At 49.2% G+C, this 11,009-nt stretch carries 8 protein-coding genes and 4 tRNA genes; 4 read left to right on the top strand and 8 right to left on the bottom strand.

What is annotated here, in order from left to right:
• Positions 1-466: 466 nt before the first annotated feature.
• The gene (locus ACJROR_RS05180; RefSeq protein WP_406546163.1) at positions 467-589 is read right to left on the bottom strand and encodes a hypothetical protein; all 123 of its coding nucleotides are present in this window, start codon (positions 587-589) and stop codon (positions 467-469) included.
• 145 nt (positions 590-734) lie between these two features.
• Positions 735-1,631 carry an Rpn family recombination-promoting nuclease/putative transposase gene (locus tag ACJROR_RS05175; protein WP_406546162.1) on the bottom strand — a complete coding sequence of 299 codons (897 nt, stop codon included), beginning with the start codon at positions 1,629-1,631 and terminating at the stop codon, positions 735-737.
• A gap of 985 nt (positions 1,632-2,616) precedes the next feature.
• On the opposite strand from ACJROR_RS05175, the gene queF reads away from it, so the two are divergent.
• Both queF and ACJROR_RS05165 read left to right on the top strand, forming a co-directional pair.
• Entirely contained in the window at positions 2,617-3,546 is a 930-nt protein-coding gene (gene queF, locus ACJROR_RS05170) for an NADPH-dependent 7-cyano-7-deazaguanine reductase QueF (protein WP_406546161.1), read from the top strand.
• Between the two features lie 87 nt (positions 3,547-3,633).
• Positions 3,634-5,871, top strand: coding sequence for a hypothetical protein (locus ACJROR_RS05165; RefSeq protein ID WP_406546160.1), 2,238 nt, complete (start codon positions 3,634-3,636; stop codon positions 5,869-5,871).
• Between the two features lie 768 nt (positions 5,872-6,639).
• Here the strand turns inward: ACJROR_RS05165 and ACJROR_RS05160 are convergent.
• From ACJROR_RS05160 to ACJROR_RS05145, 4 genes are all read right to left on the bottom strand, one after another.
• Positions 6,640-6,723: transfer RNA gene (locus ACJROR_RS05160), tRNA-Leu, on the bottom strand.
• A 5-nt stretch (positions 6,724-6,728) separates the two neighbouring features.
• Positions 6,729-6,804, bottom strand: a tRNA-His gene (locus ACJROR_RS05155).
• A 38-nt stretch (positions 6,805-6,842) separates the two neighbouring features.
• Positions 6,843-6,919: transfer RNA gene (locus ACJROR_RS05150), tRNA-Arg, on the bottom strand.
• Between the two features lie 10 nt (positions 6,920-6,929).
• A tRNA-Pro gene (locus tag ACJROR_RS05145) sits at positions 6,930-7,007 on the bottom strand.
• Between the two features lie 319 nt (positions 7,008-7,326).
• Between ACJROR_RS05145 and ACJROR_RS05140 the strand changes: the two genes are divergently transcribed.
• The gene (locus tag ACJROR_RS05140) at positions 7,327-8,187 is read left to right on the top strand and encodes a sulfite exporter TauE/SafE family protein (RefSeq protein ID WP_406546159.1); all 861 of its coding nucleotides are present in this window, start codon (positions 7,327-7,329) and stop codon (positions 8,185-8,187) included.
• Between the two features lie 109 nt (positions 8,188-8,296).
• Here ACJROR_RS05140 and ACJROR_RS05135 read toward each other — a convergent pair whose 3' ends face one another.
• Both ACJROR_RS05135 and ACJROR_RS05130 read right to left on the bottom strand, forming a co-directional pair.
• Positions 8,297-8,896 carry a hypothetical protein gene (locus ACJROR_RS05135; protein WP_406546158.1) on the bottom strand — a complete coding sequence of 200 codons (600 nt, stop codon included), beginning with the start codon at positions 8,894-8,896 and terminating at the stop codon, positions 8,297-8,299.
• Positions 8,897-8,970: 74 nt separating this feature from the next.
• Complete coding sequence (locus tag ACJROR_RS05130) at positions 8,971-10,023, bottom strand: AAA family ATPase (protein WP_406546157.1); 1,053 nt, start codon at positions 10,021-10,023, stop codon at positions 8,971-8,973.
• A gap of 702 nt (positions 10,024-10,725) precedes the next feature.
• On the opposite strand from ACJROR_RS05130, the gene ACJROR_RS05125 reads away from it, so the two are divergent.
• A partial coding sequence (locus ACJROR_RS05125; protein WP_406546156.1) for a hypothetical protein occupies positions 10,726-11,009 on the top strand: 284 nt, incomplete at its 3' end.

The following is an 11,009-nucleotide window of genomic DNA, read 5'->3' as shown; positions in this document are numbered from 1 at the left end:
TTGCTTCTTATTATAAAGCTTGATAATCATGTTCATTTCGATTTCCGGGGTGGCATTTTTAATCACCGCCTTCTCTTTCTCATCCATATAATCGCTGTATTCTTGCTCAGACATAAATACCTGTTCCATTTCACCCTCCATTTCTGCTTTATGATCATCAATAAACTTCACAAAAAGTCCGTATCACAAACGCATCCTAGCTTTGGTGATTTGACCAGTGATTGAAGAGAAACACGAGAATTCGGGGGAACTAACTCCCCCCGAACTTTAAGGAACTAATCCCGATGACGGTTACCGAAAAACCATGAAAACAACAATCAGGCCGACTTTCTCTTCTGTTTCAGCAATTCTTCAAATTGCGGAACAGTCATGTTGAGATTGCTTGCTGCATTCTCTAAACTGCTTTGCTTCTTACTATAAAGCTCAAATACCGTTTGCACTCTCGTTTGATTTCTGATTGTTTCAGTCAATTTATTCTCTTTCTCATCCAATAATCGCTGTATTCTTGCTCAGATTTAAATACCTGTTCCATTTCACACTCCATTTCTGCTTTATGGTCATCTGCTTTATGGTCATCAATAAATTTCACGAACAGTCCGTATCACAAACGCATCCTAGCTTTGGTGATTTGACCAGTGATTGAAGAGAAACGCGAGAATTCGGGGGAACTAACTCCCCCGAACTTTTAGGAACTAATCCCGATAACGGTTACTGAAAAACCATGAAAACAACGATCAGGCTGACTTTCTCTGCTGTTTCAGCAGTTCTTCAAATTCCGGAACAGTCATGTTGAGATTGCTTGCTGCGTTCTCTAAACTGATTTGCTTCTTATCATAAAGCTCGATTATCATCTCGATTATCGCCTGCTTTCTAATTTCCGGGGTGATATTTTTAATCACCTCCTTCTCTTTCTCCTTGTCTCTCTCATCCATATAATCGCTGAATTCTTGCTCAGATTTAAATACCTGTTCCATTTCACACTCCATTTCTGCTTTATGGTCATCAATAAATTTCACGAACAGTCCGTATCGTTTCTTCTCGCACTCTTCCCGAAGCTCATTTACAAATTGTACATGATCCCTTTGATTTCGTCTGAGATCTGCGGCAAGCTTACAGACGCCGATGTATTGCCCCGGCACGGTATCAGAACCTTCTGAGCTCATGACCTTGATCCCAAAATCAAGATCATCGCAGTCAGTCTCCTCCGTCTCGTACGTCTCTGAAAATCTTAGTTTCTCCGCCGGGGCTTCGCCTCCTGTGTAAATAAGGTAGAAGCGCGGACGGGGCAGACGAAAATGATCCTTGAATTTGTCGTGGCGGCGCATGCTGACATACTTGTGGAATGTCGCCATGGCATATTCCAGAAAACGATACGGCATCTCCTCGTTCCAGGTGCTTTGAGCTTCGGTCAGAATCACAAACTCAGCCTTGCCCTGAGCATTTTTGACCAGAAAACCCAGATCATTGCATAGCTGCGAATCAAATGATTCTCCTTCCTCAAGAGTAATCCTTTCAATGTCTTCAATCCTGGTCTCCCTGTTGGTCAGTGATTCATAAAGCTTTCTTACATTCTCGTCGACCTTGAAAAAAAGTTTAAAAACAGTATCGTAAAATTTTACTTTTGCGTACATTTTATACTCTTCGTGTCTCGATTTGATTACAAAGTCGCCTGACTTTTTAGGATTAGCCTGCTTTTTCGGCTTTCTAGCCGCATTTTTTACTGTTTTATTCACACTATCACCTCTTGTGCTGTTAAAACCGAAGCCTATTATATGGGAGCTTACGCTTTTGTAAAGAGAAAAATCGCCAAATTCAATACTTTTTTCAGTATCGATATATCCGTGATAGTAACTATTCCTATACCGAACGGAGGCGGCAGATTTTCTAGACCTGTTCAGAACAGACGTACTAAAACTGCAAAATCAACTCCAAAATACATATTTTCTTAACAACAGGTATTGTTTTGCATGTCAACATCTTGCAAAGCATTACAAAATACGCTTTTATAAAAATGCATTATGGACGGGATACAGCACGAGACGAGGCACTCCGGATCTTAATTATCAGGAATGGCGGTACGAGAAAGCCTCCGAACTTCCCGGAAGGCTGTAAAGAAACTTTAACTTAATCCGCTCACCCGATACACCAGCAGCAAGCAGCTGAAAGTTTTAGGTTAGTTACGCTCCTAGCTCGCTCTCAGCGCGAAAAACTGTAATTCTGAGTAACGATGACAGAAAAGCGATGTCCTGAATTAGCGGCACATGAAGATTGATAGCAAATATGACGAAGAAGCATTACCAGATGCCAGGCTATCAGCATTCGGGACATTTTTCTTCTGATGACGATTCCGTTACGCAAACAGCCGCTTACGGGAAAATAAAGCAAAGCAGAAGAGAGCTTTCTATGTTGTGCCCTGCCATTTGCCACATATTCCGCAGGAGACAGAGTCTTCTTTTCTCGCATAGCGGTTACCATAAGTCTCATCCGGATAATTTCAGCTGCTGCCGCCCCGGACAGTTTTTTCCGGAAAAAATCCTGCTAGAATAACGGGAGACCCTGTCTGTACCGCAGGACGCCGTAATCCGCCGCCCGCGCAAAATTTTTAAGGAGCATTTTATGAGTTTGCCTCCGCATCTTCCTGACAATATGCTGCTGGGCCGGAAGGTTCGCGCCGATAACAGCTTTGCGCCAGCTCTCCGGGACGGCGCCAGACGCTATCAGTGTCTGGATCCCGGTTCTCCCGGGGGCTTTCCCTACAATCCCGCCCTGCTCTGCCCCATTCCCCGCTCCCTGAACCGGAACACTCTCGAGATCCGGGTGCCTTTCCACGGCTATGATCTCTGGCATTTATTTGAGCTCTCATATCTGGAACCCTCAGGACTCCCTCGGGTATGCACCGGCGAACTCATTATTCCCTGGGACTCTCCGTGCCTTGTCGAATCCAAATCCCTGAAGCTCTATCTCAACAGCTTCAATATGACCGTGCTCCGGGATCGGGGAGTTTTTCAGGAAACCATCAAAAGGGATCTCTCCCGGGCCCTGGGAAAGGAGGTGATTGTCCGCCTGTACCCAATATCCTCTGTGCCTGTTTCTGAAATGACAGTAAAGTTCCCGGAGGGTACTGTTCTGGAGGATGAAATCTCCGCCCGGGGAGAGGATCCGGAGCCCCTGACCTCTTGGGAGGTTAATCCGGATCTCATCCGGCAGAACCCGGACGGGGAAACCGTTACGGAAACCTTGGTTTCGCACCTTTTGCGTTCCAACTGTCTGGTTACCGGACAGCCGGACTGGGGCACGGTTATCATTGCCTATACCGGAAAAAAACTGGATCATGAGGGGCTGCTCCGCTACATCGTCTCCTACAGAAATCACCGGGAATTTCACGAGCACTGCGCGGAACGTATTTTTACGGATCTGGAAAACCATGCCGAGCTGGAATTTCTGGATGTCCGGGCCTGCTACACCCGGAGAGGAGGCATCGACATAAACCCCAGAAGATGCTCCCGGAACATTCCTCCGGAAAGCATCAGACTGGAAAGGCAGTAACAGAGATCGGGCCCGTGCCGGTAGCCCGCTCGATCTCCCCCGGCCAACGCCTGAAACCTTCAGAGACTGCTGTTTTAAGGAATTACCATGCTTCTTGACAGTTTCCTTCTTACCTTGCTGATCCCGGCCTATCCTCTCAACACCGCCGAGGAGATCCCGGAGCAGGTGCGCATCAGCGCCATGCAGGAGTTCACCAATCCCTACAAGTGTTCCCGAAACGTCAACCGTTACATGAACGAATTAAGCGGCAAGGATATTTTTCGGAATCCCAGCAGCGAAGTGGAGCCCGACCTCCAGCATGTTTATTCCGATCTCTGGATTCTCAGCATGAATGTGGGCTATTCCTGCCATATCGCGCAGGATCCCTCCCATAATTCGGACAGCAAAGACCTGGCCGCCGCCGAAATGCTCAGGTCTCATATCAAGGACACCAGTAACCGGCAGCTCTGGAACTATTATTTCTACAACACGCTGAGATACCGCATGAGCAGACACCCGGAAACCCGGAAAGAGATCCGGGCGTCCCCGGAATACGCTGCCCTGTCCGATTACTACAAGCATAATGCGGATCAGGATCTGACCTTCAGCATGCTGAATCTCGCTCTAATGCTTCAGGAGGACAGCATTCTGGAGGCGGAAAAGGCCGTCAAGGCTCTCCTGCAAAGAACCGCCCCTGCTGAAACCCCGCCTCATATCAGGGCCGCTGCCCAGCTGGAGGCCTTCTATCTCTACGATTATGCGGGAGAAACAAATAAGGCTCTTTCCTTTATCGAGGCCGCGGCGGCAACTCTGGACTCCCCGCTTTACACCTATGCCCGGGCGCTCATAGCCCGGAAAGCCGCAGCGGCTTTCCGGGAGGCTCACGACTACAAAAAAACCATGTATTATGCGGAGATCTACCTGCACGCCATGGGAAGCATCCCTTCTCAGGCCGACAACTATCTTAAGGCCCTGATAGAATTCAGCGATGACTGTCTCCGGCAGGGGAATCCCGATACCGCGTTTATGGTGCTCCGGCGGGCCGAGGGACTGGCCCAGTCCCCGAATGCTGATAAATACGATGCCGCCATGACCTACATGAAGCTGGGGGCCATCTACGCCCGGAACGAACGCTTCGGAGATGCCAGAATCTATACGGAAAAGGGGTGCAGCCATTTCCGGACTCTTAACAGCTCGGCTGATGTCCTTAAGGAGCTTGATGACTGCGAGCTCGGACTTCTTGATATCTATATCAGAGGTCATAACGGCGAAGCAGCGCAGAATCTGAGCAAAAGACTGAAAAACCGCGTGCCTTCCATGACGCCCTCCCAGAAAAACCTCTACTACCAAAAGGTCGCCGCCATTGAAGCCGGACACCGCAACTACCGGGAGGCCTATAACCTGCTGAGCCGGGTCATTATCACCGAGGAGTCCTCCGGGGATATTCCCTTAACCTGCAAAAAGCAGTCTCAGGATCCCGAAAGTGACTTCCATGAGTCATGGAGCCGCAATAAGGGAGAACTGTTTTCCTATCTGAGCGAAAGCTCCCTCTTTTATCCGGCGGCCACCTCATTCCTGATATTCCTGCTCTTATGTCTGGTGCTTATCGTTGTCCATAACCGCTACCGCAATCTGAAAAAGAAAATCGCGAGACTGGCTCTCCATCAGGATACCGGCAGCGCGGCCCCGGACAAACGGGCTTTCCTCTCCTACATCACCGAGCTCCGCATGGAATACATCCCGCAGCAAAACTCCGAGAAAAGAAATGCGCGGCCGCTGGTGCCCGAGGAAAAGCTCATTATCTGCTTCTCAGTTCCGGGCTTTGCCGGACTCTCTGTAAGCCGCGGCAGCAAATACGCCTCCCAGATAATGCAGATATTCTTTCAGGCGCTCAAGCTCCGGTTTCCGCAGGACAGATTTTTTCAGGTATCGGATACGGAATTCATCACCGTTGAGAAAATTGATTCCGAAAAGCTGATCAACGAAACCATGAATACCTTTTTCAGTTTGCTGGAGGAGGTCTTGGATGAAATCCGCATGGAATTCTCCGTTACTGCCGGCATCATCAATTATCCCCTCCTCCTGAACGATCCCTACCGGCTCTCCTCGGAAAAAATTCTGGAGGTGCTGCTTACCGCCCTTTCCGGCGCCCAGGAAATCAAAAAAGCCACCGGCAGCAACTCCTGGGTGATCATCAAGCCCAAAACCTCCACGGTAAACAGCTTTGAGGGAGATGCCCGGCAGAAGACCATTGACGGCATTATCAAAAAGGAAATTCACATCATAAAGTCAGAACCGGGCTTTATCATTGACTGGCGAAAGCTGGACGAGGAAAACAAGTACTGAGATATTCTGAAGCAATCATCTGAAAGGCCTTACAGCGGCTGTGAAGTCCGGGAAAGTATAATTTTAAAAATCAAAATGATAACCGCCTCCCCCGGCGGGCCGCTGAGGCCCAAACACAGCCATTAAGCCATCCTGCGCAATCAATACCGGCCGGGACAGAGGTTAAAGTTCCGAGGCATAATAATTAAAATGGGAAGACGCCTGCGGCGCTTCCTGTTTAGTGATTAAAGGGGCTCCGCCCCTTTACCCCAAAAACTGCCTCGTATGGCAAAAGCTGAAGCGTATGACAGCCTCTCAAGGCGTGAATAAAGGGGATGTAACAGCAGTTTAACGTATACGCCTCCGGCATGGGCGAAACGCAGGTCCTGCAAGTTCTTGCCGAGTTACTGAAGATACTAGTTTAACGTATACGCCTCCGGCATGGGCGAAACGCAGCCACGAAGGGGAGTGTTTATTTTAATTCGCACTTTGGCCTGTGGGTGGATGGGGTGGACTCCCCGCCACCAGAGCTGCTGCCAGAATACTGAGAGATTCCCTGATTTCCACTGATTTGTCAGACCACCTCCCAAGATGTCAAAGTGAATTCCCAGGATGTCAGACTAAATTCCCGGGGGTGTCGGACTAACTTCCCAAACAGTCAGAAAGCACTTCAAAAAGGAAACAGTTTATCAGCGATGACAGCTGAAGAATAAAGATAAAAACGACAGAATTAAAGATGACACAAGGAGATGAAAATCAGAGGAGAGAGGGAATAACCAAAAATCGGAGTGGTACGGGAAAAGAGACTTGAACTCTTACGCCTAGGGCGCCAGAACCTAAATCTGGTGCGTCTACCAATTCCGCCATTCCCGCAGGACTGGGGTGGCTAGGGGGAATCGAACCCACGACAACTGGAATCACAATCCAGGGCTCTACCAACTGAGCTATAGCCACCACTGAAGAGTAAGCTTAGATTAACACGGTTTGCTTAATGGCGCACCCTAAAGGACTCGAACCTTTGACCGACCGCTTAGAAGGCGGTTGCTCTATCCACCTGAGCTAAGGGTGCCCTTTAAGGATGGTCGGTGATGCAGGATTCGAACCTACGACCCTCTGTACCCAAAACAGATGCGCTAGCCGGACTGCGCTAATCACCGTTAAATCATCGCTTAACGGGGGTGAATGATACAGGTTAAGCTCCGGGCCGTCAACAATTTTTTTGACATTTTTCACAATTGCTTAATTTTTAGCCATTTTTGGCGGTTTTCGGGACGATCCTGCTGCAAAATCGCTGAAAAACCGGCAAGTGCCTCTGGTTTTCGGTTCCGTGCCGGAAAAAATGAACTCCGGGGACAGGCAGCGCACATCCTCCTGACACACAATAGTTCCTGAAATTCCGGCTAATTGCTATACAATAGGCAGGCTGGCATTGCCGGCTGTTTTGTTTTATTCCAGCCCGAAAATAAGTTTACAGCTATGGATTCTTTCTCTTCTCTGCTCCCCGTCATGGCCATTCTCTGCGTTTCCGGCATTGCAGCCGGCTTTGTGGCAGGTCTTCTCGGACTCGGCGGCGGCATTATCTTTGTTCCGGTGTACTACTTTATTTTCAGCGACTACTTCGCCATGTCCCAAAACGAGGCCATTGTACTGGCCACCAGCACGTCCCTGATGACCATGATCCCCACCACCATGTCCAGCTGCATTGCTCATGTCAGGCATGACAACTATCTTTGGGATCTTCTGAAAAGGTGGCTGCCCTGGCTCTGTGCCGGTGTGGCGGGCGGAAAGATCTTCTCTCATTTTTTCGGCGGGGCCTGGCTCTCCCTGCTGTTTAGCGGCATTCTGCTCCTGGCTGCCTGCAATCTCATATTCTTCTCCAAGGCCCGGGGCATCTTCAAAAGCCTTCCCGGGAATGGTCTTCAGGCTCTCATGGCCTTCTGTATCTCCGGACTCTCGGTTATGCTGGGCATCGGCGGCGGCACCCTCACTGTTCCCCCGCTTTCCCTGTTTCAGGGACTGGACACCAAAAAAGTCGTAGGCACCGCCTCCATTATCGGCCTTATCGTCTGTCTCCCCGGCACCCTGATAACCTTGGCCATGGACATCATAGACGTCATGAAAATGCCGGAAAATGTCTATACCAGCTTAAATAACGCTCCTCAGCTGACCTTCGGGCATATTTGCTTCCCCGCAGTGCTTTGCGTGGCACCCTTCGCCATTATCACGGCTCCTCTGGGCGCCAAAATTAACCGCCTCCTGCCGCCTCATGTCATCAAAATACTTTTCGGGGTTACGGTGATATTCACCAGCATCAAAATGCTGCTGTCCGCCATCTGAAGCAGCAGCGAAAAAGCAGTATCCGGGCAACAAAACCGGGAACACCCGCTGGACAGCAGGAAAAATAACATGGAAGCAAAGGAAAAGCAGGGAAGAGAAAACTGAAGCTTCACCGGGATTCCGGCATAGTCAGCTGATGATACACCTCCTGATAGAGGTCAGACCCGAAATCAATATTCACCGGCTTTCCGGTAGCGCGGCTGACCTTGAACACCACGGGGATTTCCGCCTGAAAGGTTCGTCCCTGAAAATTGTTCTTCTGAATCAGATCCGTTATGCGTCTAAGATAAGCAATTTCATTTAAGGTATGGCGATCCGCTCCGGGAGTCCTTGCTGTCGTCTCTTTTTGGTTCTGGGCACCGGAAATGAGCCCGGCATATTTGCGGAGCTTCACCTTGCCGAACCTTACCCGCAGCATTTCCAGAAGTCCCGAAGCATCTCCGGTTGTCCTGAGCCTTGCCTCGCAGGTTACCAGAGAAGCGGACTCCCCCATGAGACGAAAATCCCCAAACTCCGCCTGCGGAAGATCCTGCCGGGAAAGAAGTTCGTAACTGAAGCTGTATTTAAGAGCGTGCTCTGTTTCGGCGCCATGACAGAGTTCTTCAGCATCGGAACCGCAGCCTTGAGTCAGCAATAAAACGGCAAGAGGGAGAATAGTCCGGAGGAACCAAAGCCCGGAATAACAAAACCCCGAAGGAAAACTGAGCATGCCTAAACGGCCCTGCGGAGGATTATCTTCCTTTCTTCCTACTCTCCGCAAAAAGCGCCACGATCTTTCAGAACTCATGAGGAACGGCCTCCCTCATCAAGCTCATTATTGCGCCCATTCTCGGTATCGTCACAGCCGTAAAGCCATAGCTGCCTGAGGGTAATTACTCTGTTATCTGCTTCCCCCTCTTTTAACAGGCTCTGGCGAAACACCGACATGGCAAACTCTTCCGCTTCCGCATAGCTCCTGCCGAAAAACTTTTCCGCAAGAACAGCGGCAGAAACCTTAAAGGAAAAATGCATTCTCTTTTCAAATGAGGAAAACCAGTTTTCAAGTTCCTCCGTATCCGGCCGGGGCAATTCCATTTTCACCTGAAAACGGCGCCACACCGCATGATCCGGCAGGACATTGTTATTGGTTGCCGCAATGACAAGGACATGGCTCGGCAAGGTATCAATATCAAGAAGAAGGGAGCATACCACCCTCGGGATCTCACTGGTTTCATGTTCTTCGCCTCTTTTCTTGCCGCCTCTTTCATTGCCAATAACGTCAAATTCATCAAAAAAGAGGACACATTGCTTTGAACTGGCGTACTCAAACAGCTTTGTCAGGCGGGAGGAAGTTTCTCCAGAATAAGAACCGATGAGGGCATCATACCTGACAGTAACCAGTGGCAGCATCAAAGCCTCAGCAAACGCTTCAGCGAGTGAAGTCTTTCCGTTTCCGGGAGGGCCACTGAGAAGCACTCTGCTTCTGGGTTCTATTCCATAGGATCTGAGGCGACCCGCCTTTTGCTGCTCATCAATAATCTGCCTGCTCAGTTCCAAAACTCTGTCAGGCAGCATAAGCTGATTCAGAGAGATTCTGGGAACCGTTTCCTGAAAAAACGGCCGGGAGCTATTCCCTGACGGCGGGGCATCTGAAACACTGAAAGAGTGCTTCACAGATGCCGGGGAGTGGCTGTCTTTGTCATTATCTTTAAGACACTTTTCCAGCTTTTCTGCCAGCATCTCATGATTCTGAGATCTTTCATCGGCGGAAATGGCTTTGACAGCCTTAATAAAACCGGCCCGATCATTTTGCAAACCTGCTTCTATCAGCTGGCATAGTAAATCTGATCTGGCCATAGTATCTTGCTCATTTTTGCTCGAAGTGTTTTCGGAATTCGGTTCATGGGAATGCCGTTCATACTCTCCCAAAACTCTTTATTGAGACTCGGTACTATCATACGGTTGCGCTAATGTCGTGAAGGATCTGGCCATTTATGGTCTCTCGATTCGCGGCGTCTTCTGGTTCACGGTCTCTTTCTTTATTCAATTTTGCCATAGGAAGCATTTTAAGATAAGGCTTTGCGTCGCTGAATAGCTTTCTATGTGAGCTCGGTTACGATAATCGGTCAGAGCTTCTTTTGATGTCTGCACCTGTTCCCGGACGGCATGAAGAATCCGTCTTTTGCCTGATAACATTCCTTCCGGCACTTGTTAAGACAACACGTCCATCAGAATGCCTCCCGCCGGTTACGCATAGGATTGCCCGAGCGCTTCAGCTTAAACACTGGCAAATTGAGATTGCTCAAACAGCTTTTCTTCAAAGCACGATTCAAAATATGTATGATGCTCATGGCCAAACATCTCCTTGCCCTGAGGAATTCCAGATTTGCGGGTTACGCAGAGTTGATTGCGGTGACAGCCAGCGGTCGGTGGCATCTGGTGCTTACCTTCATGGCAGGCACTGAATAAGGTATATCATTTCCGCTCGGGCTTTCAGTCCGGAGATAACAGTCAAAACACGGGGCGAAACAAGGGATATGACGAAACATGGGATAAGATATGGATTCAGATTACATCATCACTTTGTGCGGGAGCTTCGGCGACGATTGTTCCCCTCTCTCAAGATCTGAATTCTGGAAGCTTTATCATCAGTACGGCAACTCGGTTCAGGGGATTACCTTAAGCCATGATGAACGCACTGATAAGCTTCTGCAAAGAAGCGAAGCCCTGACTTCCTCTTTGGAAGCGTTAAATGGCATGGGGATCAGAATCCTCACTTTCGCAGATGACAACTTTCCCAGAAGACTGTTTCCCAAGCTGGGTGATTTCTGTCCGCCTCTCTT

This window comes from Succinimonas sp. (assembly GCF_045225735.1).
GTDB lineage: Bacteria > Pseudomonadota > Gammaproteobacteria > Enterobacterales > Succinivibrionaceae > Succinimonas.
This window is presented reverse-complemented; position numbering and strand designations above follow the sequence as displayed.